A 23,610-nucleotide genomic window follows, 5' to 3' on the forward strand; every position below is an offset into this window, starting at 1 on the left:
ACATCGCCGCCTTCGAGGAACTGGTGCGCCTGCGTCGCGACGTGCGCCATTTCCTGACCGATCCGCTGGACGAGAGCGAGGTCGAACGGCTCCTTGCCCTCGCCCATAGCGCGCCCTCCGTCGGGCTGTCGCAGCCCTGGCGTTTCGTCCGGATCGAAACGCCCGCCTTGCGCGAGGATCTTGCCGCCCATGTCGACGCGCAGGTGATCGAGGCGGGCAGTATCTATCGGGGGGAGGAAGACAGGCTGTACCGAAGCCTGAAATTGCACGGCCTGCGCGAAGCGCCGGTGCTGTTCGCGGTCTATTGCGACGAAGGCACGGAAACCGGCCACAGGCTGGGCGCGATCACCATGCCGGAGGCGCGCCGCTATAGCTGCGTGATGGCGATCCACACCCTCTGGCTGGCTGCCCGCACGCGCGGCATCGGCATGGGCTGGGTTTCGATTCTCGACCGCCCGACCGTGGACGCCCTGCTCGCCATTCCGGAAAACTGGCGCTGCCTCGGCCTGCTGTGCCTGGGCTATCCGGTGAGCGAGGAGGCGACGCCGGAACTGGAGAGGCGCGGCTGGGAACATCGCACCGACTGGCATTCCACCATCGTCACGCGCTGACGATTCCCGTCCGAAGGCCTCTTCCCTTTCCTTTCCGCCCGGCCTATGAGCGTTTTTGGAGCGGGTTCCGCCCGCTCCATCGATCGCGTCGGTGCCCCGAAGGGGCTTAAATGGGAACGCGGTGCGGGAGGAGACTCCCTAATCCGTGGCTGTCCCTGCAACTGTGAGCGGCGAGCAAGGCAAGGACGTGCGGTTCCCCACGGGGAACGGCCAGCCACTGGAGCGATCCGGGAAGGCCCGTGCCGAAGCGACGACCCGCAAGCCAGGAGACCTGCCGAACGCAAAGGTCGCTCTAGCCATGGTCCAGGGGATGGTCACGGCTCGGTTCTCCGCACGGGCGACGAAATGCGGCTGGGGGTGAACCCTCCGGCCGTCGTTGCGACGTGGGAGGTAAGGTCCGTTGCCAGACGCGCAAAGCGCATCGTCCGCCGCCATTCGCGGCTGGTGCCCGACGGCATGGCGCCCGATGATGGCGGGCGACGGGCTGCTGGTGCGGGTCCGTCCACCGCTGGGCCGCCTGACCGCCCCCCAGGCCATCGGCCTTGCCGAAGCCGCGCGTCTTCACGGCAATGGCCTTGTCGACCTCACCAACCGGGCCGCGCTCCAGCTTCGCGGCGTGACGGAACAAGGCCATGGCCCGCTGCTCCGGCACCTTGTCGCCCTGGGCCTTGCAGATCACGATCCGGCCCGCGAAGCGCGCCGCAATTTCCTGCTCGCTCCCGATTCATCGCCCGGGGATGACACGGAAAGCATCGCGCTCAGCCTGATCGCCCACATCGATGAGCTGCCCCAGCTTCCTTCCAAGATCGGGATCGCCATAGATGCCGGGCCAGCCCCCTGTCTTGCCGCCGTCCCCGCCGATTTCCGGTTCGAGCGCAGCGAGGCGGGCAGGCTGCTGCTGCGGGTGGAGGGGCGTCCGCTGGGTTCGCCCACCAGCGTCGAAACGGCGGCGCGCGACCTGATTGCGCTTGCCCGCTGGTTCCTTGCCACGGGCGGCGGCGCATCGGGCCGCGCGGCCCGGCACGAAGCCCCGCTGCCGACCGCTGCCGACATCGCGCCCGCGCCGTCCCGCCCGCTGTCCCAATTGCTGGCGGAGGCATCGGGGCCTTTCCACGGCATTCCCTTCGGTCAGCTTGACGCCGACAGCCTTATCGCGCTGGCCGGGAAACCGCATGTCACGACCCTGCGCCTCACCCCATGGCGCGGCTTGATCCTGGAAGGCGGCGCAGATAGGGCGGAGCACGCCTCCCCTGACGGCCTGCTCCGCGTCGACGCCTGCCCCGGCGCGCCCGCATGCCCGCAGGCAAGCGTCGAGACCCGCGGCCTCGCCACCCGGCTCGCGCCCCTTGTCGAAGGGTCGCTGCATGTGTCCGGCTGCGCCAAGGGCTGCGCCCGTCAAAGACCCGCAGGGCTGGTCCTCACCGGACGGCAGGGCCGCTTCGACCTGTCCCGCAACGCCCGCGCCGGATCGCCGCCGGAAACGACCGGCCTGACCGCCCGACAAATCCTCGCCCTTTTCGGAAGGCCCTGATGCCCCACAGCTACGAAACCGACGGAGCCGCCATCTACCGGCAATCCTTCCGCACCATTCGCGCCGAAGCCGACCTTGCCCGCTTCTCGCCCGAGGAGGAACGCATCGCCGTCCGCATGATCCATGCGGCGGGTCTGGTCGGACTTGCTTCCCACATCCGCTTTTCGCCGTCCTTCGCCCGGGACGCCATCGCCGCGCTTCAGGCGGGCGCGCCGATCCTCTGCGACGCGCGCATGGTGTCGGAGGGCATAACCTTGAAGCGCCTGCCTGCCGCCAATCCGATCCTCTGCACCCTGAACGATCCGCAGGTGCCTGCCCTGGCGGCGCAAATGTCCAACACCCGCTCGGCCGCGGCGCTCGAACTCTGGCGCCCGCATCTGGAGGGCGCGCTGGTCGCGATCGGCAATGCCCCGACGGCGCTTTTCCATCTGCTCAACATGCTGGAGGACCCCGACTGCCCCCGCCCGGCCGCGATCATCGGCTGCCCCGTCGGCTTCGTCGGCGCGGCGGAATCGAAGGAAGCGCTCTGGCGCAGCCGGCCCGTCCCCTGCTCTGTCGTGGAGGGTCGCCCCGGCGGCAGCGCCATCACGGTCGCGGCGGTGAATGCGATAGCGAGCCCGGCGGAATGAGCGGCGGGACCATCCATGGCGTCGGCCTGGGACCGGGGGCGCAGGACCTGATGTGCGTCCGCGCCGACCGGCTGATCCGCAATGCCCGGCACATCGCCTATTTCCGCAAGAGGGGAAGGTCGGGCCATGCCCGCAGCATCGTGGAGGGCATGTTGCGCGCCGATGCCGTCGAATATCCGATGGAATATCCGGTCACGACGGAAATCCCGCTGTCCGACCCGCGCTACAATGATCTGCTCTCGACCTTCTATGCCGATTGCACGGCGCATCTGGACGGGCTTTCGGCACGCGGCGAGGATGTGGTCGTCCTTTGCGAAGGCGATCCCTTCTTCTACGGCAGCTTCATGCACCTGCACAGCCGCCTTGCCGCGCCGGTGAAGATCGTCCCCGGCATCACCGGCATGTCCGGCGCCTGGACCGCCAGCGGCACGCCGATCAGTTGGGGCGACGATGTCCTAACGGTGTTGATGGCCACCCTGTCCGAAGAGGAACTGACCCGCCGCATCCGCGACAGCCATGCTCTGGTCGTCATGAAGATCGGCCGCAACCTTCCCAGGCTTCGCCGCGCCGTCGAAGCCGCCGGCAAGCAGGACAGCGCCTGGCTGGTCGAATATGCGACCATGGCGGATCAGCGCATCACCCCGCTGACGGAAGCGACCGACGTCACCGCCTATTTTTCGATCCTGCTGGTCCACGGACAGGGCCGCCGTCCATGACCGGATGGGTCGTGGCCGCCGGTCTTGGTCCGGGAGCGGACGCGCTCATCACGCCGGAGGTGTCGGATGCGCTGGCGCAGGCGAGCGACGTCATCGGATACATCCCCTATGTCGCCCGGGTGGCCCAAAGACCGGGCCTGACGCTCCACGCCTCGGACAATCGGGTCGAACTCGACCGCGCCGCCCATGCCCTGGCACTCGCCGCGCAGGGCAAGCGGGTGGCGGTGGTTTCCTCGGGCGATCCGGGGGTCTTCGCCATGGCATCCGCCCTGTTCGAAGCCGTGGAGGCAGGGCCGGAGGACTGGCGCGACCTCGACATCCGCGTCCTGCCCGGCATCACCGCCATGCTCGCCGCCGCCGCAAGGGCGGGCGCGCCGCTCGGCCATGATTTCTGCGCCATCAACCTGTCCGACAATCTCAAGCCCTGGCCGCTGATCGAGCGCCGCCTGCGCCTCGCCGCACAGGCCGATTTCGCCATGGCCTTCTACAATCCCCGTTCCCGTTCCCGGCCGGAGGGTTTCGGGCGGGCGCTGGCGATCCTGCGCGAGGAATGCGGCGAGAACCGGCTCATCCTGTTCGCCCGGGCCGTCTCCACGCCGGAGGAAACGCTGAGCGTGGTGCCGTTGAGCCGGGCCACTGCGGACATGGCCGACATGCGCACCATGGTCATCGTCGGTTCCAGCCGCACCCGGCTGATCGAACGCTCCGGCCCACCGATCCTCTATACGCCGCGCTCCGCCGCATGACCCAGCCATTGCAGCACCCCGGCGACCTCATGCGTCACCTGCGCCGCTGGACAGGCCGGACGCTCGATCATCACGACCGGCAGTCCCAGCATCCGCGCGGCGACCAGCTTCGCCCGCGCGCCGCCGCCCCCCGCATTTTTCGACACCACGCAGTCGATGCCATGGGCGCGCATCAACTGCATGTCGCCCTCCACCGTGAAGGGACCGCGGTCGATCACCAGCGCATGATCGGGCAGCCCCGGCACAACGGCGGGCATATCGACGAAGCGCAACAGATAATGATGCTGAGGCTGCACGGCGAAGGCGTCCACATGCATGCGCCCCAGGGCCAGCATCACATTCCGCCTGGCTCCCTCCAGCGCCGCCACCGCCCCGGCCATGTCCGGCACATGGGTCCAGCGGTCTCCCTCCGCTGCGGTCCAGGGCGGCCGGGTCAGCATGATGTGCTCCACCCCCGCCTCCCGCGCCGCGCCAAGGGCATTCCCGCTCATTACAGCGGCGAAGGGATGAGTGGCGTCCACCAGATGGGTGACGCCTTCCTCCCGCAAATAGTGCGCGAGGCCGGCCATGCCCCCGAAGCCGCCGACGCGCACCGGCACCGGCTGCGCCCGTGGTTTGTCCGTCCGCCCCGCATAGCTCAACACCGCGCGAACGCCCCGCTCGGCAAGAGCAGCCGCAAGCGCGCTCGCTTCCGTGGTGCCGCCCAGAATGAGGATGTTGGACATGGCCGATACTCCTGACGGTCCGTGGCTGACGATCGTCGGCATCGGGGAAGACGGCCCGAATGGCCTGTCGTCCGCCGCCCGCGAAGCGCTGGAGAAAGCCGCGCTCGTCGCCGGAGCGCCGCGCCATCTTGCGCTGCTGCCAGCCCTTAGGGCCGAAAGCCTGCCCTGGCCAGTCCCGTTCGCGGCGGGCGTTCCGATGCTGCTCGCCCGCCGTGGAGACCCAACCGTCCTGCTTGCCTCCGGCGATCCCTTCTGGTTCGGCGCGGGGAGCAGCATCACGCGGCATTTGCGGCCGGATGAATGGACGGCGCACCCTGCCCCCTCCACATTCTCCCTTGCCGCCGCGCGGCTGGGCTGGGCGCTTCAGGACGTGGAATGCCATGGCCTCCACGCCGCGCCGCTGACGCGGTTGCGCCCCGGTCTCGTGCCCGGCCGCCGCGCCATATTGCTGCTGCGCGACGGGCAGGCGGCGGGCGAGCTTGCCGCCTGGCTGACGGAACAGGGCTTCGGCCGTTCGACCCTGCATGTGCTGGAAGCGTTGGGCGGCCCCCGCGAACATATCCGCCAGTGCACGGCCGAGGCGCCGGACCTTGCCGATATCGCGCATCCCGTTGCGGTCGGCCTGTCCGTGGCGGGCGAAGGCAGGACGCTCCCCCGCTCCAGCGGCATCCCCGACGACTGGTTCGACCATGACGGCCAGATCACCAAGCGCCCGGCCCGCGCCCTGACCCTGTCCGCCCTGGCGCCCCGCCCCGGCGAGACATTATGGGACATAGGCGCAGGTTCCGGCTCCATCGCCATAGAATGGCTGCTCGCCCATTCCTCCACCCAGGCCATCGCTTTCGAGGCTGATCCGGACCGCGCCGCCCGGGCGCGCGCCAATGCCCTTCATCTGGGCGTCGACCGCCTGACCGTCATGGAGGGCAGAGCCCCCGACATCCTGACCGGCCGGACCCGCCCCGAGGCCGTCTTCATCGGCGGAGGGCTGAGCCAGTCCCTGCTCGCGACATTGTTCGCCCTGCCCGGCGGTCCCACGCGCCTTGTCGCCAATGCCGTCACGCTGGAATCCGAAGCGCTGCTTGCCAAATGGCATGCCGACAAGGGCGGCGACCTGCTTCGCATCGAGCTTGCGCAGGCGATGCCCCTGGGCAGCCGTCGCGGCTGGCGTTCCGCCTATCCGCTGGTGCAGTGGAGCGTGACGCTATGATCGTCGCCGGCTTCGGCTTCCGCCACAGCGCGTCGCTCGCTTCGCTGGAATCGGCGCTGGAGCAGGCGACGGGCGCCATGATCGCGGTCGACGCGCTGGCAACCCTCGATGGCAAGGCCGGGCAGCTTGCGCCATTGGCGCGCAAGCTCGCCCTGCCCCTGATGGCCGTCGGCGTGGAAAGGCTGGCGGAACAGCCCGTGGCCACCCGATCTCCCGCCAGCATGGCCGCCCATGGCACCGGCAGCGTCGCCGAAGCCACGGCCCTCGCCGCCTCAGGGCTAAAGGGCCGCCTGCTTTCCCCCCGCGCCTTCTCTTCCGACCGCCTCGCAAGTTGCGCCCTAGCCGAAAGCCCTGCCTCTTGACCGTTCATTTCATCGGCGCCGGTCCCGGCGCGCCCGACCTCATCACCCTGCGCGGGCGCGACCTGATCGCGCGTTCTCCGGTCTGTCTCTATGCCGGATCGCTGGTGCCCGCCGCCCTGCTCGATCATTGTCCGGCAGGCGCGCGGATCGTCAACACGGCGCCGCTGACCCTGGACGAGATCGTCGCCATCATCGTCGATGCCCATCAAGCGGGGCATGACGTCGCGCGCCTTCATTCCGGCGACCTGTCCGTCTGGTCGGCCATGGGCGAGCAGCTTCGGCGGCTGAAAGCGATCGGCATTCCTTTCAGCATCACGCCCGGCGTCCCCTCCTTCGCCGCCGCCGCTGCCGCCATCGGCGCCGAACTGACGCTGCCCGAACTCGGCCAGTCGGTGATCCTCACCCGGACGCCGGGACGCGCCAGCGCCATGCCGTCCGGTGAAAGCCTCTCCGCATTCGGCGCGACCGGCGCGACGCTCGCCATCCATCTGTCGATCCATAATCTGGCGCAGGTGGTGCGCGACCTGATCCCGCATCATGGCGCCCATTGCCCCGCGGCCGTGGTGTGGCGCGCAAGCTGGCCGGATCAGCGGATCGTGCGGGCGACGCTGGGCACCATCGGGGAAGCTGCTGCGGACGGGCCCGAACGGACCGCCATCATTCTTGTCGGCCCGGTGCTGGGCAGTGAGGATTTCGCGGAAAGCAGCCTCTACGCGCCCGGCTATGACCGCCGTTTCCGACCGGCCAGCGCCGACTCCGCCTTCATCGACAAGCCATGACGCCGGGCCTTCTGATCGCGGCGCCCCGTTCAGGATCGGGCAAGACGACCCTCACGCTGGGCCTGCTGCGGGCCTTTTCCCGGATGGGCATCAGGGTACAGCCGTTCAAGTCCGGCCCCGACTATATCGACCCTGCCTTCCAGCAGGCGGCCAGCCGCCGCCCGTCCTTCAATCTCGACAGTTGGGCGATGTCCGCACCGCAGATGGCGACCGTTGCAGGCCGGGCCGACGCAGAGCTGATCGTCGCGGAAGGCGTGATGGGCCTGTTCGACGGCGCCCCCGCCATCGGGGAAGCCGGGACCGGCGCGAGCGCGGACATCGCGGCGCTGTTCAGCTGGCCTGTCCTTCTCGTCATGGACGTGTCGGGCCAGAGCCAGTCCGCCGCCGCCATCGCCAGCGGTTTCCGTGGCCTTCGTTCCGATATCTCCATGGCAGGCGTCGTCCTCAACCATGTCGCCAGCCAGCGCCACGAACGGCTGATCCGCGCGGCGATGGAGGAGGCGGGCATCCCCGTCCTGGGCGCCATACCGCGCTCCGCCGCGCTCCACCTTCCGGAGCGTCATCTGGGTCTGGTCCAGGCGGCCGAACAGGCCGATCTCGACCGGATCATCGACCGGATGGCGGACATCGTGGCGACCCATGTGGACCTCAACGCTGTCCGGCGCGCGGCCCGGTCCGCCCCGGCGCAGGATCGCGTTTCGATGCCGACCCTGCCGCCACCCGGCCAGCGCATCGCCATCGCCCGGGACGAAGCCTTCTCCTTCACCTATGCGCATCTCCTGTCCGGCTGGCGGGATGCAGGCGCCGAAATCCTGCCCTTCTCCCCCCTGGCCGACGAAGCGCCGGCGGCCGATGCCGATGCGGTCTGGCTCCCCGGCGGCTATCCCGAACTCCATGCGGGCCGGATCGCGCAGGCGGCCCATTTCCTTTCCGGCCTGCGCCGCCACGCACTGGACCGTCCGATCCATGGCGAATGCGGCGGCTATATGGTGCTGGGACAGGCGCTGATCGATGCCGACGGGCAGGCACATGCCATGGCCGGCCTGCTCGGCCTCGTCACCAGCTTCGCGGAACGGCGCCTTCATCTTGGCTACCGACAGGCGCGCTTGCTGGCGCCGATGGGCGGCATGCCTGCGGGAGCGATGCTGAACGGCCATGAATTCCATTATTCCACCATCGTCGAGCAACCGGACAGCCGGCTCGCTCATGTGACCGACGCGGAAGGTCAGGCCGTTCCGTCGACGGGATCGCATCGCGGCCGCGTCACCGGCAGTTTCTTCCACCTCATCGCTCCCGCCTCGAAAGCCTCCTCATGATCAGTATCGACCTTATCGGCATCGGCACGGGCAATCCCGATCACCTCACCCGCGCCGCGGTGAAGGCGATGAACGACGCCGACCTCATCCTGCTGCCCCGCAAGGGCGACGCCAAGTCCGACCTCATCGACCTGCGCCGCGCCATTTGCGCCGAACTGCTGACGCAGGCGGTGAAAATCGTGGAATTCGACATGCCCCGGCGACCGGACCGGACCGATTATGTCGGCGCCGTCCTCGACTGGCACGATGCCATCGCCGCGCTCTGGATGGAGCAGGTCGCCCGGCACCTTCCCGAAGGCGGCAGGCTCGCTCTGCTCGTCTGGGGCGATCCGTCGCTTTATGACAGCAGCCTGCGTATCGCCGGGCGCCTGCCAGGCGCGAAGATCCGCGTGATCCCCGGCATCACCAGCGTACAGGCGCTGACCGCCGCCCACGGCATCTGCCTCAACGACCTTGCCGATCCCGTGCTGATCACCACCGGCCGGCGCCTCAGCGAACGCGGCTGGCCGGACTGCGCCGACAGCCTGGTCGTCATGCTGGATGGCCATTGCGCCTTCCAGACCCTGCCGCCCGAGGGTCTCGACATCTGGTGGGGCGCCTATCTGGGATTGCCCCAGGAAAGACTCGCCCAGGGTCCGCTGGCCATGAGGGGGGCCGAGATCGCCTCATGCCGCGCTGCGCTCCGCCAGGAACACGGCTGGATCATGGACATCTATCTTTTACGAAGGCGCAAGACGGTCCGACGACCCTGAAGCCGTCAGGCGACGTTCGGCATCAGTTCGATGATCGGCCTGCTAGCGGCCTGTCGCATGCCGCTCGATGCCGTTTCGGCGCGGCGGCGGAACTCGGCAGCCATTGCCTGATGCATCATGCGCGCCGAAGCATCCGCAGTGGTCGCTGCCAGTTGATCATGCATTCTTGCCCGGTCTAGACATTCTTCTGGCGTAAGAGCATTCGTCATGAATCGAACTCCTGCCTGTCGCAGGGCCCGTCCTCTCCACCGCCTTCAGAGCGACAGATCCGACTTCGCCCACGAAAAACCGGCGGACAACTTAACCTTTCCCATCATCGATTGAAAACGGAATCTTGCCGCAGCCCTTTTCCCGTCCGCCGCGCGCACCGGTTCAGCGCAGCCAGACCGCATTGGGCTGCGCGCTATGGCTTTTCAATTCCTTGCGCGTTTCGGAATCGACCTCCTTCAACAGCACTTCATAGCCCCAGAGATTCGCCAGATTTTGCAATACCATAGCGGCATCGCGGGCCTCCAGTTGGACGCCGTCCAGCACCGAATGCTCGACGATCAGCTTGCGGTCGCCCGCCAAGTCGACATCGACCACCTGTATGTCGGGTTCCTGCCGCCCGATTTCATATTCCCGCGCCAGGGAGCGCCGAATCCGGCGATAGCCGCGCTCATCGTGAATGGCGTCGACCCGCAGTTCCGATTCGCCCTGCTTGTCGAGGATCTTGAACAGCCGCCATTGCCGGATCAGATGTGGGCTCAGAAATTGCGAAACGAAGCTTTCGTCCCGATAATTGGCCCATATGTCCTTCAGCACCTCCATCGGGTCGCCCGATCCGGCAATATCCCCGAACCATTCGCGATCCTCCTCCGTCGGCGCCCGGCAGACCCTTTCGATGTCCGACATGATGCCGAAGCCCAGGGCATAGGGGTTGAAACCGCCAAATTGTCCTGAATCATAGGTGGGTTGATAGACAACATTGGTATGGGATGAGAGGAATTCCATGAAGGCGCCGTCGGTCAGCCATCCCCGTTCGTGCAGCGTCGTCATGATGCGATAATGGGTGTAGGTCGCAGCGCCTTCGTTCATCGCCTTGGTCTGGCGCTGCGGGTAGAAATATTGCGCGATCAACCGCACGATCCGCAAAATCTCCCGTTGCCAGCTTTCCAACCGGGGGCCGGACTTTTCCAGGAAATAGAGGATATTTTCCTGCGGCAGTCCCAGCGCCGCCCGTCTGGCGTCGCTGGGGATCGCATCCGCCTTCGCTCCAGTGGGCACGGTGCGCCACAGATCGTCATAGATGCGGTCGCGATAAGCCTGCCGTTCCGCCTCCCGCGCCGCCTCCGCCTTCAAGTCCCTTGGGCGGACGCGCGGATAGCGATGCACGCCCTGGTTCATCAGCGCATGGGCGGCGTCCAGCACCCGCTCGACCGGCAATTGGCCGTAGCGCTCCTCGCATTGCGCGATGTAGCGCTTGGCGAATTCCAGATAATCCAGAATTCCCTCGGCATCGGTCCATTGCTTGAAGACATAATTATTCTTGAAGAAATGATTATGCCCGAAGGCCGCATGGGCGATGACCAGCGTCTGCATCGTCGCGCTGTTTTCCTGCATCAGATAGTTGATGCAGGGATCGCTGTTGATGACCAGCTCATAGGCCAGGCCGCGCAGCCCCTTGCGGTACATCATCTCATTGGTCACGAACTGCTTGCCGAAGGACCAATGCTTGTAGAAGAGCGGCATGCCGATGGAGGAATAGGCGTCCAGCATCTGCTCCGCGCTGATGACCTCTATCTGGTTGGGATAGATGTCGAGCTTCATTTCCTGGAGCGCGATGGGCTCGATCGTTTCGTAAATGCGGTTGATGAGCGCGAAGTCCCAATCGCTTCCCGTGAACAGCGGGGCGGACGCCAGTTCGACCGTCATGCCGGTTCCACCTTCATGAACTCCGCTCCGCCACGCCCTTGCGCTGGAACAACTCCCGGAAAACCGGATAGATTTCCCGCCGATGATGCACCTTGCGCATTACGAAATTGCGGTTTGCCTCGCTGACCGGGGCATAGGCCTGCCACAGTCCGGTCGTCGTGCCGATGGTCTCTATGTCGGCGAATTCCTCTCGCCCGACTTCCAGATAGGCGAAATATTGGCTGAAGGGCAGGATTTCCTGCTGCATCAGGCTGACCACCCGACCATTGTCGGACTGCATGGTGTCGCCGTCCGACGCCTGCGCCACATAGATGTTCCAGTCATCCGGACGGAAGCGTTCCTGCACCACCTCGATCAGTTTCTCCAGCGCGCTCGACACCAAAGTTCCGCCCGTCACCGTGCTGTAGAAGAAGGTCTGCTCATCCACCTCCGCCGCCCGGTCGGTATGGTGGATGAACACCACCTCCACATGCTCGTAGCAGCGCGACAGGAACAGGTGCAGCAGCGCGAAGAAACGCTTCGCCAGATCCTTCATATGCTCCGTCATGGAGCCGGAGACGTCCATCAGGCAGAACATCACTGCCTGGGCCACGGGCTTGGGCACCGTCTCAAACCGGCGATAGCGCAGGTCCACAGGGTCGATATAGGCGATCAGGTTGCGGCGGCGGATGACGGTCGAGCGTTCCTCGCGCAATGCCTCCAGTCGTACGGCATCGTCGGGCAGGGCCGGATCGCGCGCCTCGATCAGCGCGATCTCCTCCTCGATCCGGGCAAGATCGGCGCCCTTGGGACGGCGCAGCGCCAACCGACGCGACATCGCCTTCTGCATGGTGCGCGGCACGGACAGGTTGGACGGGTTGCCGACCGTCGAATAGCCTGCCCGCCTTATGCCGTCGACCGCCCCGCCGATCAGCCGCCTTTTGGCGAGGTCCGGCAGCTCCAGATCGTCGAGGAACAGATCCAGAAACTCTTCCCGGCTGAGCGCAAACTGGAAATCGTCATTCCCCTCGCCCTGCCCGGCCTTCGACCCCGCGCCCGCGCCGCCATCGGGCCGCTTGATCCGGTCGCCTTCCATATAATCGTGATTGCCGGGGAAGACCCGTTCGCGGCTGCCCCCCTGCGCGGCGCGGTGCAGCGTCGGTTCGTGGATGACGTCGCGCTGGATCGAAATCTGGCCTTCCTTGTCCAGATCCTTGATGCTGCGGTCCTTCAGGCTGTCGCGCACCGCCTGTTGCACATATGCCCTTGCCCTCCGCAGGAAGCGCTGCCTGTTGACCAGGCTTTTGCCTCCTGGATTCAACCGTCTGTCGACTATGTGCATGGCGGGCTTGGCGCCTCCATCATCCGGCCTGCTTGACGCGTATATACCATTCGACAAGCCGCCGAACCTGCCGCTCAGTATAGCCTCTTTCGATCATCCGCGCGACGAATTCGTCATGCTTGGTCGCGGTTTCGCCGTCCTTCTTCGATCCGAAGCTGATGACCGGCAGCAGGTCCTCGACCTGGCTGAACATCCGCTTCTCGATCACCTCGCGGATTTTCTCGTAACTGGTCCATGACGGGTTGCGCCCGTCATTGCTGGCCCGCATGCGCAGCGCGAACTTCACCACCTCGTTGCGGAAATCCTTGGGATTGGCGATCCCGGCGGGCTTTTCGGTCTTGGACAGTTCCTGGTTGATGACCTCCCGGTCCAGCAATTGACCCGTGTCCGGGTCCTTGAAGTCCAGATCCTCGATCCACGCATCGGCATAGGCGACATAACGGTCGAACAGGTTCTGCCCATAATCATGGTAGGATTCGAGATAGGCCTTCTGGATTTCATTGCCGATGAACTCGGCATAGCGCGGCGCCAGTTCGCCCTTGATGAACTCCAGATAGCGGGATTCGATCTCGGCGGGGAACTGCTCCTGCCGGACCATGCCCTCCAGCACATACATGAGGTGCACGGGATCGGCCGCAATCTCATTGGTGTCATGGTTGAAGGTGGCCGACAGCGCCTTGAAGGCGAAGCGGGTCGAAATGCCCGACATGCCCTCGTCCACGCCAGCAGCGTCGCGATATTCCTGAAGACTCTTGGCCCTCGGATCGATTTCCCGCAGCATCTCGCCGTCATAGACGCGCATCTTGGAATAGAGATTGCTGTTCTCATGCTCCCGCAGCCGCGTCAGCACGGAGAAACGCGCCAGCATGTCCAAAGTCCCCGGCGCGCAGGGCGCCTTGTTCAGGTCCGATTCCCGCAGCAACTTCTCATAGACATGCCGTTCTTCGGTGGCCTGCAAACTATAGGGAACCTTGATGACGTAGATACGGTCGATAAAGGCTTCGTTATTCTTGTTGTTCTTGAAATTCGCCCATTCCGATTCATTGCTATGGGCCATGATGATGCCGGTATAGGGAATGGCGCCGATATTCTCCGTGCCGATATAATTGCCCTCCTGCGTCGCGGTCAGCAACGGGTGGAGCATCTTGATCGGCGCCTTGAACATCTCGACGAATTCCAGCATGCCCTGGTTCGCCCGGTTGAGCCCGCCCGAATAGCTGTAGGCGTCCGGATCGTTCTGCGAGAGCATCTCCAGCTTGCGGATGTCGACCTTGCCGACCAGCGAACTGATGTCCTGGTTGTTCTCGTCGCCCGGCTCGGTCTTGGCGATGGCGACCTGCCGCATGCGGGACGGCATCATCCGCACGACCCTGAACTGGGATATGTCGCCGCCATATTCATCCAGCCGCTTGCGGCACCAGGGGCTGATCATGCCGGTCAGCCGCCGCCGGGGAATGGCGTAATTCTCCTCGATATAGTCGCCATGGGTTTCGGCGTCGAACAAGGCGAGCGGGCTTTCGAAGATCGGGCTGATCTCATCCCCCGCCTTCAGCACATAGATGGGATGCACCTCCATCAGCGCCTTCAGCCGTTCGGCCAGGGACGACTTGCCGCCGCCCACCGGACCCAGCAGGTAGAGGATCTGCTTGCGCTCCTCCAATCCCTGGCTGGCGTGGCGCAGGAAACTGACGATATGCTCGATTGTCCCTTCCATGCCGTAGAAATTGGTGAAGCTCTTGTAGCGGCGGATGGTCCGGTTCATGAAGATCCGGCCCAGCCGCTGATCGCGCGAGGTGTCGATGATCTCCGGCTCACCGATTGCAGCCAGCAGCCGCTCCGGCGCGGACGCATGCATCAATGGATCGTTGCGACATCCCAGCAGATAATCTTCGATAGACATTTCGGCCTGACGCCGATCATCGAACTTCCGCGTGAAGCTGGAAAACAGCTCATTCTTTGTCACTGGCGACTCCCGCTAAAGTAGCCATGGAATGTATATAGACCCTTATGGTCTGTAAAAACAGTGCAATAGAACCTGTTCAGAGTAAAAAATTCAAATCTGTCCAATCGTCGATCTGCATGTTTCTGCAAAAAGAACGCACGATGCTTATCCGGCCACGCAGAAGCATTTCCGGCAATCGCACGACCATCTTCATGCGACCGGCAAGATCATTACCGCGCCGCCGTCATGCAGCATCTTCCAATCGGCGCGACGTTCCCCCGCCGCGATATGATGCATAGTGTCACCTGAGCCCCCGGGAGGGAAGAGGGTAAAGGAGATAATCTCACCAGGGGTGCATTGGTTCCCAGGCATGGAACGATGCGATCGCGCCGATCGAAGGCTGCATTGCGTGTGCTGAACTTGTTTCAGCATCCTTCCCGCCTGCGGAAATGCCGTTACGCCCGCATGTCTATCGTGGCGATCAGCCCGCCATCCGGCGCATTGGCCAGGCGCACGGACGCCTCGAAACTCAGCGCCAGCGATCGCGCGATGGTGAGGCCGATGCCGGTCCCGGGCCGCCCGCCGGGCTGCCCCGCCACACCGCGGGTGAAGGGTTCGAACATCTGGTCCAACTGATCGGGCGCGATGCCCGGCCCATGGTCGCGCACCTCGATCAGCACGCGCGCGCCCTGCCGCATGCAACTGACGTCGGCGCTGCCGCCATATTTCACGGCATTGTTCACCAGATTGCTGATGCAGCGGGTCAGCGCGTTGGGCTTCACCCGGACCGTGCCGCCGCAGCCTGACAGGAAACGCACGGGCAATCCCAGGTCCTGCGCGTCTTCGGCCATGCTGGTCAGCAGCGAATCGATGTCGATCACCGACCAGTCCTCCTGCGCCTCCGTGCTCGCCGCCAGGTCCAGCCCTTCGCGGACCAGCGTCATCATCGCCTGGTGATCCTGCAAGAGGCGGGCCCGCAACTCCTCGTTCTCCACCAGTTCCAGCCGCAAGCGCAGGCGGGTGAGCGGCGTCTGAAGATCATGGCTGATCGCCGCCAGCAACTGCGTCCGCTCGGCAAAGCCCGCACGGACCCGGCGCTGCATCAGGTTGAAGGTCGACAGGGCGGCCCGCACTTCTTCCGGCCCCCGCTCCGGGATTTCCTCCGGATCGACCGATACCGAAAAGGCTTCGGCCGCCCGCTCCAGCCGGCGCAGCGGCTTGGCGACGAAGCGCGCGACGACGATCGCCAGCCCCGCCGAGGACAGCAGGATCAGCAGCAGGTAGATCGGCTTGGCGAGATTGCTGGGCGGCTTGACGACCCGCGGCAAATAGAGGGCGAGCGACCGCCGTTCGCCCGTGCCGTCGGTGAAGCGCACGACCCAGCAATCGGGCCGTGGCGCGTCGATCAGACCCGCCGCCCGATTGTTCGGATCGACCTTGCCGGCCGGAAAGCACAGCCCGACCGGCACCTGCCCCGCTTCGGGGTTGGAGTGCGGCCCGAAACGCACCGCCAGCGCGTCCGCCAGCGTCGGGTCCGGGTCCGCCAGCGCCACGCCCTCCGGCGCGGTCCTCGCCCCCATGATCTGCTGGTCCTTCAGCATCGCCTCTATCTTGACCGGATCGTGACTCAGCCGCTGCGCGATGTCGACGGCGCTGGCCACGACGCGCTGGAGGCGCCAGCGCTCGAAATCGAGATGCCGGGCCTGCTCCGCGACCAGCAGCGCCAGCACGGCGGCGATCGTCATGCCGACGGTCAGCAGCAGGAATATCTGTCCCACCAGCGACCGGAAGAAATTGCGCGCCCGCGCCACGACGGGGATCATCATGCGCCGATCATCCGCCCGTCATTCATAGGTCACCGTGCTCGCCAGCACATAGCCTTCGCCCCGCACCGTCAGGATCAGGCCGTCGCCGCCCGGGCTGTCGGCCAGTTTCTGCCGCAACCGGCTGACCTGCAGGTCTATGGACCGGTCGAACGCCGCCGTGGCCCGGCGTTCGGGCACCAGCGCCTCGCGCGCGAGCACCACATTGGGTTCCTCGATAAAGCGCGACAGCAGCCGGAATTCGGCGGAGGAGAGCATGATCAGCCGCTCGTCGCTGGCGATCAGCCGCCGCTGGAACAGGTCGAGCCGCCACGATCCGAAGCGGGCGATCCGCGCCGTCTTCTGCCGCGCCGGCTCCTCGCTGCGCGACCGCCGCAGCAGGTTGCGCACCCGCACCAGCAGCTCGCGCGGCTCGAACGGCTTGGTCAGATAATCGTCCGCGCCCAGTTCCAATCCCAGCACCCGGTCTATGGCGCTGCCCCGCGCCGTCACCATGATGATCTGAACCCCATTGCCCTGCCCCCGCAATTCCCGGCACAGCGACAGGCCGTCGCCGTCTGGCAGGTTGAGGTCGAGCACGATGAGGTCGACCGCCCCCGCCGCCATGAGCCCCCGCAACTCGGCAAGGCTGCCGGCCGCCTCCACCTCATAATGGTCCTGCGCAAGCTGTCCGACGATCAGCCCCCTTATGTCCTCATCATCATCGACGACGATCACGCGGAACGGGCGGGATGGCGGCATATCGGGCATCGTCTCCTTCTAACCGCATTCGCGCGGCAAGTCTGCGCTCGCGGCGGCGGCCGTTACATATCGATACAATCCGCTACACAATGATCCAACCGGATGAAAAGTCGCTCTACCATGCGACATGATGAAGAGGGATGAGGAGCAGGTCGGCGCCCCTTTTGAAGGAGCCGACCTTCGCCCGGCGCGCCCCTCCCTCCCCCTGCGCCGGGCGAAGTCCCCATCTTCATTCTGGACCCGCCCGACGACCATGCCCAGCCGCCTCCCCGCCCTTCGGACCGCCCCCATGGCGCTTTGCGTCCTTGTCGCCGCCTGCGGTCACAAGGAGGCGCCGAAAAAGGGACCGGTGGAGGTCGGGGTGGTGACTCTGGCGGCGCAGGATGTGACCGTATCCACCGAACTGCCCGGCCGCACCGCCTCCACCATGATGTCGGAGGTCCGGCCGCAGGTCGCCGGCGTCGTCCAGAAGCGGCTGTTCGCGGAGGGTTCGACGGTCAGGGCGGGCCAGCCCCTCTACCAGATCGACCCCTCGCTCTACCGCGCCTCCCGCGACGAGGCGCAGGCCACCTTGGCCAGCGCGCAGGCGACCGCCGCCGCCGCGCAGGCAAGGGCCAGTCGCTACCGTACGCTAGGCCAGAGCGAGGCGGTGAGCGCGCAGGATCGCGACGACGTCATCGCCACGGCCCGTCAGGCCGCCGCCGCCGTGCAACAGGCCCGCGCCACGCTCCAGACGGCGGGCATCAACCTCAACTTCACGCAGGTCCGGGCGCCGATCAGCGGGCGCATAGGCCGGTCCGCCGTGACGCCCGGCGCGCTGGTGACGGCCAGCCAGGCGACGCCGCTCGCCATCATCCAGCAGCTCGACCCGATCTTCGTCGATGTGACGCAATCGAGCGCAAAGCTGCTCCAGTTGCGCCGCGCGCTGGCGGCGGGCAAGGCGCTGCCCGCCAGCGCCACGATCCGGCTGAAACTGGACGACGGCACCGATTATCCGCTGGAAGGCCGCATCGAATTTGCCGAGCCCATCGTCGATCCCGACAGCGGCACCGTCACGCTGCGCGCCCGCTTCCCCAATCCGGACGGCCTGCTGCTGCCCGGCATGTTCGTGCGCGTGGTCGCGCCGCAGTCGGTCGTGCCGAATGCGATACTGGTGCCGCAGCAGGGCATCAGCCGCGATCCCAAGGGCAACGCCACCGCGCTGGTGGTGGACAAGGGGAACAAGGTCGAACGGCGCACCGTCACCGCCGCGCAGGCCGTGGGCGACAAATGGCTGATCACCGACGGATTGCGGAGGGGCGACAGGCTGATCGTCGAGGGCACGGACAAGGTGCAGCCCGGCGACACGGTCAAGGCCGTTCCGGTCGACCAGGCCGCGAAATAAGGGGCCGGGACCTTGCTCAGCCGCTTTTTCATCGAACGGCCGATCTTCGCCTGGGTCATCGCCATCGGCATCATGATGGCAGGCCTGGGCGCGATGCTGACTCTGCCGATCGCCCAATATCCGGACATCGCCCCACCGTCGGTCAACATCAGCGCCAACTATCCCGGCGCGGCGGCCGAAACCGTGGAGACCAGCGTCACCCAGGTCATCGAGCAACAGCTCACCGGCATCGACGGTCTCATGTACTTCTCCTCCTCGTCCACGGCCAATGGACAGGCGCGGATCACCGTTACCTTCAAGAAGGGCACCGATCCCGACACCGCGCAGGTGCAGGTGCAGAACAAGGTGCAGCAGGCGCTGAGCCGGCTGCCCAATGCCGTGCAGCAGCAGGGCCTGACCGTCACCAAGTCCCAGACCGATTTCCTGATGGTCGTCGGCCTTTACGACAGGACCGACACGGCGTCGCAGGCCGACATCGCGGACTATCTGGTCAATAATTTCCAGGACGCCATCGCCCGCGTCGACGGCGTCGGTTCATCCCAGATCTTCGGATCGCAATATGCGATGCGCATCTGGCTGGACCCCTACCGGCTGGCCACCGTCAAGCTGATGCCGTCGGACGTGCAAAGCGCCATCGCGGCCCAGAATGTCGAGGTGTCGGCGGGCCAAATCGGCGCCGACCCCGCGCCGGAGGGGCAGCAGCTCAATGCCACCGTCACCGCTCGCGCGCGCCTGCAGACGCCCGAGCAGTTCCGCAACATCATCGTCAAGACGCAGAGCGACGGATCGGTCGTCCACCTGTCGGACGTGGCGCGGGTCGAACTGGGCAATGAAAGCTACACCTCCTCCGCGCGCCTCAGCGGTCATCCCGCCTCCGGCATGGCGTTGCAGCTCGCGCCGGGCGCCGACGCGCTCAAGACCGCCGAACTGGTCAAGGCGAAGGTGCGGGAACTGTCGACCAACCTGCCGCATGGCTACACCGTCACCTATCCACGCGACACCACGCCCTTCATCAAGCTGTCGGTGGAGGAAGTGGTCCAGACGCTGATCGAGGCGGTCGCTCTGGTGGTGGTGGTGATGTTCATCTTCCTGCAAAGCTGGCGCGCGACACTGGTGCCCGCCATCGCCGTTCCGGTGGTGCTGCTCGGCACATTCGGCGTGCTGGCGCTGTTCGGCTATTCGATCAACACGCTGACGCTGTTCGGCATGGTGCTGGCCATCGGCCTGCTGGTCGACGACGCCATCGTCGTGGTCGAGAATGTCGAACGCATCATGGAAGAGGAAGGACTTTCCCCGCGGCAGGCCACCATCAAGTCGATGGAGGAGATCGGCAGCGCCCTGATCGGCATCGCGCTGGTCCTGTCCGCCGTGCTGCTGCCCATGGCCTTTTTCGGCGGGTCGACGGGCGTCATCTACCGGCAATTCTCGATCACCATCGTCTCCTCCATGCTGCTTTCGGTGGTCGTTGCGCTGATCCTTTCGCCCGCCCTCTGCGCGACGATCCTGAAGCCGGTTTCGCATGAGAAACGCGACCGGGGATGGACCGGCAAGTTCAATCGCTGGTTCGGCCGCGTCACCCATGGCTATATGGCGCGGCTGAATGGCTTCATCGGCCGGCGGACCGTCTTCTGGATCGGCTATGCGGTGATGCTCGGCCTGCTCTGGCTGCTGTTCGTCCGCCTGCCCACCAGCTTCCTGCCGGTGGAGGACCAGGGCCAGGTGATGGTTCAGGTCACATTGCCCGCCGGCGCCAAATCCTCCCGCACCAGCGCCGCGATCGACCAGATCCAGAATTATTTCGTCAATGACGAGAAGGACAATGTCGACTTCATCTTCGTGACCCAGGGCTTCAGCTTCGCCGGGCAGGGTGAGAATACCGCCCAGGGCTTCGTCAGCCTCGTGCCGTGGGACAAGCGCAAGGGAGCCGCCAACAGCGCTACCATGATCGCGAACCGCGCCACGAAGCAACTCGCCGCGATCCGCGATGCCAAGGCGCTGGCGATGACTCCGCCCTCCATTCGCGGGCTGGGCCAGTCCAACGGCTTTACCTTCGAACTGCTGAACACCGGCGGCCTCAGCCGCGAACGCTTCCTCGAACTGCGCAACCAGCTCATGAAGGCGGCGACCGGCAGCCCGAAACTGGCGGGCGTGCGCGCCGCCACGCTGGAGGACACGCCGCAGCTCAAGGTCGACATCGACTCCGAGAAACTCGCGGTACTCGGCCTCACCCAGAGCAGCGTCGACAATGTGCTGAGCGCCGCCTGGGGCAGCACCTATATCAACGATTTCGTCGACCGCGGCAGGGTGAAGCGCGTCTATATGCAGGCCGACGCGCCCTTCCGCGCCCTGCCGACCGATCTCGACAATTGGCAGGTGCGCTCCGCCACGACGGGGGAAATGGTGCCCTTCTCCGCCTTCGCCACCACCCACTGGACGATGGGGCCGACCACCGTTTCGCGCTATAACGGCCAGTCTTCCTATGAAATCCAGGGGCAGGCCGCGCCCGGTTCCAGTTCGGGCGAGGCGATGGACGAGATGGTGAAGCTGCAAAAACAGCTTCCCCCCGGCACCGGCTATGCCTGGAGTGGCCTATCCTATCAGGAGCAGCTTTCCGGCGGGCAGGCGCCGCTGCTCTACGGCCTGTCGGTGCTGGTCGTGTTCCTCTGCCTCGCCGCGCTCTACGAAAGCTGGTCGATCCCGCTCGCCGTGCTGCTGGTGATCCCGCTCGGCCTGATCGGCGCGGTGCTGGCGGTGACGCTGCGCGGGCTGGAGAACAACATCTATTTCCAGGTCGGCCTGCTCACCACCATGGGCCTCGCCGCCAAGAACGCGATCCTGATCGTTGAATTCGCGGAACTCGCCTATCTGCAGGGCAAGGACGCCATGTCCGCCGCGCTGGAGGCCGCGCGCCTGCGCTTCCGCCCGATCCTGATGACGTCGCTGGCCTTCATCGCGGGCGTCATTCCGCTCGCCATCGCGAGCGGCGCGGGCGCGCAGAGCCGCGTCGCCATCGGCACGGCGGTGATCGGGGGCATGCTGACCGCGACCGTGCTCGCCATCTTCTACGTCCCCCTCTTCTTCCTGACGATCATGCGCATCTTCAACCGCAAGAATCCGCCCTCCCCCGCCGCCAACGCCACGGAGGTTCCGGCATGAGGCGCGCCTTCCTCATCCTGACCTGGGGGGCGGCCCTGTCGGCCTGCAACATGGCGCCGACCTATGTGCGGCCTACGCCCCCGGTGCCCGCCGGCTTCCCCGGCGGCCCAGCCTATGCGCCCGCGGCCGCGACGGAAAGGCCCGGCCTGCCCTGGACCGCACTGGTCGGCGATCCCAGCCTCAGGACGGTGATCGGGCGTGCGCTGGACAATAATCGCGACCTGCGCGCCGCGCTCGCCAATGTGGAGGCGGCCCGGGCGCTCTACCGGGTGCAGCGCGCCGAACGGCTGCCCGCCGTCACCGGCGAGGCGGCAGCCAGCTTTTCCCGGCGGAACGACGCGCGCCAGGACAGTTACAGCGCCGACATCGGTTTCAGCGCGTTCGAGATCGACCTGTTCGGCCGGGTGAAGAACCTGACCCGATCGGCGCTGGAATCCTATCTGGCGACCGAGGAAGGGGCGCGGGCGACCCGCATCGCCCTGATCGCGGAAACGGCCACGGCCTATGCGACCTTGGCCGCCGATCAGGAATATCTGGACCTTTCCCGGCAGACATTGGCGAGCGCCGAACGGACGCTTGCCCTCACCCGGTCGCTGAACGGCGCGGGGCTGATCGGCAAGCTGGACGTCCATCAGGCCGAAACCACGGTCGAACAGGCGCGCAGCGACATTGCCGCGAACGTCACCCAGGTGGCGCAGGACCGGAACGCGCTGGACCTGCTGGCCGGCGCGCCGGTCGAGGATGCGCTGTTGCCCCGGTCGTTGCAGCAACTGACCAGCAGCATTGCGAAGGTGCCGGCGGGCCTTTCCTCCGACGTGCTGCTCCAGCGGCCGGACGTGCTGCAGGCCGAACATCAGCTGAAGGCCGCCAATGCCGACATCGGCGCGGCGCGCGCTGCGATGTTCCCGAGGATCAGCCTGACCGCGGCCATCGGCGTCGCCAGTTCGGCGCTGTCGTCGCTTTTCACGGGCGACGGCTTCGCCTGGTCGGCGGCGCCGTCCGTCGGCATGCCGATCTTCGGGGGCGCGGCTCGCGGCAATCTCGAATATAGCAAGGCGCAGCGCGACCTCAGCTTGGCCCAATATGAAAAGGCGATCCAGACCGCCTTTCAGGAAGTATCCGACGCACTGGCGCGCGAAGGCACGATTGACGAGCAGCAGGCCGCCCAGCAGCGTCTGGTCCTCGCCAGCCAGCGCAGCTACAGGCTGGCCGAGGAACGCTATCGCGCGGGCATCGACCCATTCCTCAACAGCCTGACCAGCCAGCGAAGCCTCTACAATGCGCAGCAAAGCGCGATCGCGACGAACCTGGCGCTGATCAGGAACCGCATCCTTCTCTACCGGGTCATCGGGGCCGATTTCCGGGAAGGATGATCGCCATGGCTGGCCGAATCTGCGCCGCCTGAACTGGCCCCCAAAGGTCAGGCGGCCGGCCACATCCAGCCTGACCTTAGCCCTTCAACCGCAGCGGCAAGCCGGCGGCCATCAATATGACGTCCTCGCACAGGGCCGCCATCTGCTGGTTCAGCCAGCCCGCCTCGTCCCGGAACCGCCGGGCCAGGGCATTGTCCGGCACGATGCCGAGGCCCACTTCATTGCTCACCAGCACGACAGGAACCGGACAGGCCATCATCGCCTCCGCCAGCGCCGCCCGGGCGCTGGCCAAATCCTCTTCGGCAAGCATCAGATTGGTCAGCCACAGCGTCAGGCAATCGACCAGGACGGCATCTGCCCGGCGCGCTGCTTGGGACAGGGCGGCGGGCAGGTCCATGGGCGCGTCGATGGTCAGCCAGCGGCTTCCACGCTCACCCTTGTGGCGCGCTATCCGCTCCTCCATCTCCGCGTCGAAGGCCTGCGCGGTCGCGATATAGGCCAGGTTCCCGTTCCCGACAGCCTCGCAGCGTTGCTGCGCATAGCGGCTCTTGCCGGACCGGCATCCGCCCAGCACCAGCATTC

Annotated in this window: 20 protein-coding genes and 1 riboswitch; of the genes, 13 read left to right on the top strand and 7 right to left on the bottom strand. The window is 66.1% G+C overall.

All coding sequences use genetic code 11. The features are described 5' to 3' along the window. Positions 1-2: 2 nt before the first annotated feature. The 5 genes from bluB (at position 3) to cobJ (ending at position 4,233) form a co-directional block, all read left to right on the top strand. The gene (gene bluB / locus EWH10_RS12540) at positions 3-611 is read left to right on the top strand and encodes a 5,6-dimethylbenzimidazole synthase (RefSeq protein WP_083199147.1); all 609 of its coding nucleotides are present in this window, start codon (positions 3-5) and stop codon (positions 609-611) included. A gap of 72 nt (positions 612-683) precedes the next feature. Beyond that, a riboswitch (cobalamin riboswitch) is annotated at positions 684-905 on the top strand. 172 nt (positions 906-1,077) lie between these two features. Continuing rightward, entirely contained in the window at positions 1,078-2,142 is a 1,065-nt protein-coding gene (locus EWH10_RS12545) for a cobalamin biosynthesis protein CobG (protein ID WP_065846940.1), read from the top strand. Continuing rightward, entirely contained in the window at positions 2,142-2,771 is a 630-nt protein-coding gene (locus EWH10_RS12550; protein ID WP_065846942.1) for a precorrin-8X methylmutase, read from the top strand. Before EWH10_RS12545 ends, EWH10_RS12550 begins: the two co-directional genes overlap by 1 nt. Beyond that, positions 2,768-3,487 (top strand): precorrin-2 C(20)-methyltransferase, encoded by a 720-nt coding sequence (cobI, locus tag EWH10_RS12555; protein ID WP_065846944.1) that lies wholly within the window; start codon positions 2,768-2,770, stop codon positions 3,485-3,487. The genes EWH10_RS12550 and cobI overlap by 4 nt, the downstream gene beginning before the upstream one ends. Further along, a complete protein-coding gene (cobJ, locus tag EWH10_RS12560; protein ID WP_065846946.1) occupies positions 3,484-4,233 on the top strand; it encodes a precorrin-3B C(17)-methyltransferase in 750 nt (249 codons plus the stop codon). Before cobI ends, cobJ begins: the two co-directional genes overlap by 4 nt. Here the strand turns inward: cobJ and EWH10_RS12565 are convergent. After that, the gene (locus EWH10_RS12565; protein ID WP_065846948.1) at positions 4,209-4,958 is read right to left on the bottom strand and encodes a cobalt-precorrin-6A reductase; all 750 of its coding nucleotides are present in this window, start codon (positions 4,956-4,958) and stop codon (positions 4,209-4,211) included. The genes cobJ and EWH10_RS12565 overlap by 25 nt on opposite strands. On the opposite strand from EWH10_RS12565, the gene EWH10_RS12570 reads away from it, so the two are divergent. Genes EWH10_RS12570 through cobF form a run of 5 tightly spaced genes read left to right on the top strand, consistent with a single transcriptional unit; the run spans position 4,957 to position 9,374 of the window. Further along, complete coding sequence (locus EWH10_RS12570) at positions 4,957-6,165, top strand: bifunctional cobalt-precorrin-7 (C(5))-methyltransferase/cobalt-precorrin-6B (C(15))-methyltransferase (protein ID WP_065846950.1); 1,209 nt, start codon at positions 4,957-4,959, stop codon at positions 6,163-6,165. The two genes, EWH10_RS12565 and EWH10_RS12570, sit on opposite strands and share 2 nt — an antisense overlap. Further along, positions 6,162-6,527: a cobalamin biosynthesis protein gene (locus EWH10_RS12575; protein WP_065846952.1), complete on the top strand. Its 366-nt coding sequence runs from the start codon at positions 6,162-6,164 to the stop codon at positions 6,525-6,527. The genes EWH10_RS12570 and EWH10_RS12575 overlap by 4 nt, the downstream gene beginning before the upstream one ends. Continuing rightward, positions 6,524-7,306, top strand: a complete 783-nt coding sequence (cobM, locus tag EWH10_RS12580) for a precorrin-4 C(11)-methyltransferase (protein ID WP_025546638.1) — start codon at positions 6,524-6,526, stop codon at positions 7,304-7,306. Before EWH10_RS12575 ends, cobM begins: the two co-directional genes overlap by 4 nt. Beyond that, positions 7,303-8,622: a cobyrinic acid a,c-diamide synthase CobB gene (locus EWH10_RS12585; protein ID WP_065846954.1), complete on the top strand. Its 1,320-nt coding sequence runs from the start codon at positions 7,303-7,305 to the stop codon at positions 8,620-8,622. Before cobM ends, EWH10_RS12585 begins: the two co-directional genes overlap by 4 nt. Beyond that, positions 8,619-9,374, top strand: coding sequence for a precorrin-6A synthase (deacetylating) (gene cobF / locus EWH10_RS12590; RefSeq protein WP_065846956.1), 756 nt, complete (start codon positions 8,619-8,621; stop codon positions 9,372-9,374). Before EWH10_RS12585 ends, cobF begins: the two co-directional genes overlap by 4 nt. Positions 9,375-9,746: 372 nt before the next feature. On the opposite strand, the gene EWH10_RS12600 is transcribed toward cobF, so the two are convergent. From EWH10_RS12600 to EWH10_RS12625, 5 genes are all read right to left on the bottom strand, one after another. Further along, entirely contained in the window at positions 9,747-11,288 is a 1,542-nt protein-coding gene (locus EWH10_RS12600) for a SpoVR family protein (RefSeq protein ID WP_065846958.1), read from the bottom strand. A gap of 13 nt (positions 11,289-11,301) precedes the next feature. Continuing rightward, positions 11,302-12,609 (bottom strand): YeaH/YhbH family protein, encoded by a 1,308-nt coding sequence (locus EWH10_RS12605; RefSeq protein ID WP_044660808.1) that lies wholly within the window; start codon positions 12,607-12,609, stop codon positions 11,302-11,304. 19 nt (positions 12,610-12,628) lie between these two features. Next, positions 12,629-14,572, bottom strand: coding sequence for a PrkA family serine protein kinase (locus tag EWH10_RS12610; protein WP_025546627.1), 1,944 nt, complete (start codon positions 14,570-14,572; stop codon positions 12,629-12,631). A gap of 434 nt (positions 14,573-15,006) precedes the next feature. After that, complete coding sequence (locus EWH10_RS12620) at positions 15,007-16,377, bottom strand: ATP-binding protein (RefSeq protein WP_044660810.1); 1,371 nt, start codon at positions 16,375-16,377, stop codon at positions 15,007-15,009. Between the two features lie 18 nt (positions 16,378-16,395). Continuing rightward, positions 16,396-17,124 (bottom strand): response regulator, encoded by a 729-nt coding sequence (locus tag EWH10_RS12625; RefSeq protein ID WP_065846960.1) that lies wholly within the window; start codon positions 17,122-17,124, stop codon positions 16,396-16,398. Between the two features lie 244 nt (positions 17,125-17,368). Between EWH10_RS12625 and EWH10_RS12630 the strand changes: the two genes are divergently transcribed. From EWH10_RS12630 to EWH10_RS12640, 3 genes are read left to right on the top strand one after another with little or no spacing between them, the layout of a single operon-like run. Then, the gene (locus EWH10_RS12630) at positions 17,369-18,499 is read left to right on the top strand and encodes an efflux RND transporter periplasmic adaptor subunit (RefSeq protein ID WP_065846966.1); all 1,131 of its coding nucleotides are present in this window, start codon (positions 17,369-17,371) and stop codon (positions 18,497-18,499) included. Between the two features lie 12 nt (positions 18,500-18,511). Then, positions 18,512-21,655 carry an efflux RND transporter permease subunit gene (locus EWH10_RS12635; RefSeq protein WP_044660813.1) on the top strand — a complete coding sequence of 1,048 codons (3,144 nt, stop codon included), beginning with the start codon at positions 18,512-18,514 and terminating at the stop codon, positions 21,653-21,655. Continuing rightward, the gene (locus tag EWH10_RS12640; RefSeq protein WP_065846962.1) at positions 21,652-23,028 is read left to right on the top strand and encodes an efflux transporter outer membrane subunit; all 1,377 of its coding nucleotides are present in this window, start codon (positions 21,652-21,654) and stop codon (positions 23,026-23,028) included. The genes EWH10_RS12635 and EWH10_RS12640 overlap by 4 nt, the downstream gene beginning before the upstream one ends. Positions 23,029-23,104: 76 nt before the next feature. On the opposite strand, the gene cobU is transcribed toward EWH10_RS12640, so the two are convergent. Further along, positions 23,105-23,608, bottom strand: coding sequence for a bifunctional adenosylcobinamide kinase/adenosylcobinamide-phosphate guanylyltransferase (gene cobU / locus EWH10_RS12645; RefSeq protein ID WP_065846964.1), 504 nt, complete (start codon positions 23,606-23,608; stop codon positions 23,105-23,107). Positions 23,609-23,610: the final 2 nt, after the last annotated feature.

The sequence above is a fragment of the Sphingobium fuliginis genome, from assembly GCF_004152845.1.
GTDB lineage: Bacteria > Pseudomonadota > Alphaproteobacteria > Sphingomonadales > Sphingomonadaceae > Sphingobium > Sphingobium fuliginis.

What these genes read in the sequence shown, in the direction of transcription:
- EWH10_RS12630 (WP_065846966.1), top strand. Translation starts at nt 17,369, where the DNA reads ATGCCCAGCCGCCTCCCCGCCCTTCGGACCGCCCCCATGGCGCTTTGC.
- cobF (WP_065846956.1), top strand. Translation starts at nt 8,619, where the DNA reads ATGATCAGTATCGACCTTATCGGCATCGGCACGGGCAATCCCGATCAC.
- cobJ (WP_065846946.1), top strand. Translation starts at nt 3,484, where the DNA reads ATGACCGGATGGGTCGTGGCCGCCGGTCTTGGTCCGGGAGCGGACGCG.
- EWH10_RS12585 (WP_065846954.1), top strand. Translation starts at nt 7,303, where the DNA reads ATGACGCCGGGCCTTCTGATCGCGGCGCCCCGTTCAGGATCGGGCAAG.
- EWH10_RS12600 (WP_065846958.1), bottom strand. Translation starts at nt 11,288, where the DNA reads ATGACGGTCGAACTGGCGTCCGCCCCGCTGTTCACGGGAAGCGATTGG.
- EWH10_RS12640 (WP_065846962.1), top strand. Translation starts at nt 21,652, where the DNA reads ATGAGGCGCGCCTTCCTCATCCTGACCTGGGGGGCGGCCCTGTCGGCC.
- EWH10_RS12620 (WP_044660810.1), bottom strand. Translation starts at nt 16,377, where the DNA reads ATGATGATCCCCGTCGTGGCGCGGGCGCGCAATTTCTTCCGGTCGCTG.
- EWH10_RS12550 (WP_065846942.1), top strand. Translation starts at nt 2,142, where the DNA reads ATGCCCCACAGCTACGAAACCGACGGAGCCGCCATCTACCGGCAATCC.
- EWH10_RS12575 (WP_065846952.1), top strand. Translation starts at nt 6,162, where the DNA reads ATGATCGTCGCCGGCTTCGGCTTCCGCCACAGCGCGTCGCTCGCTTCG.
- EWH10_RS12545 (WP_065846940.1), top strand. Translation starts at nt 1,078, where the DNA reads ATGATGGCGGGCGACGGGCTGCTGGTGCGGGTCCGTCCACCGCTGGGC.
- EWH10_RS12565 (WP_065846948.1), bottom strand. Translation starts at nt 4,958, where the DNA reads ATGTCCAACATCCTCATTCTGGGCGGCACCACGGAAGCGAGCGCGCTT.
- cobU (WP_065846964.1), bottom strand. Translation starts at nt 23,608, where the DNA reads ATGCTGGTGCTGGGCGGATGCCGGTCCGGCAAGAGCCGCTATGCGCAG.
- EWH10_RS12605 (WP_044660808.1), bottom strand. Translation starts at nt 12,609, where the DNA reads ATGCACATAGTCGACAGACGGTTGAATCCAGGAGGCAAAAGCCTGGTC.
- cobI (WP_065846944.1), top strand. Translation starts at nt 2,768, where the DNA reads ATGAGCGGCGGGACCATCCATGGCGTCGGCCTGGGACCGGGGGCGCAG.
- EWH10_RS12625 (WP_065846960.1), bottom strand. Translation starts at nt 17,124, where the DNA reads ATGCCCGATATGCCGCCATCCCGCCCGTTCCGCGTGATCGTCGTCGAT.
- EWH10_RS12570 (WP_065846950.1), top strand. Translation starts at nt 4,957, where the DNA reads ATGGCCGATACTCCTGACGGTCCGTGGCTGACGATCGTCGGCATCGGG.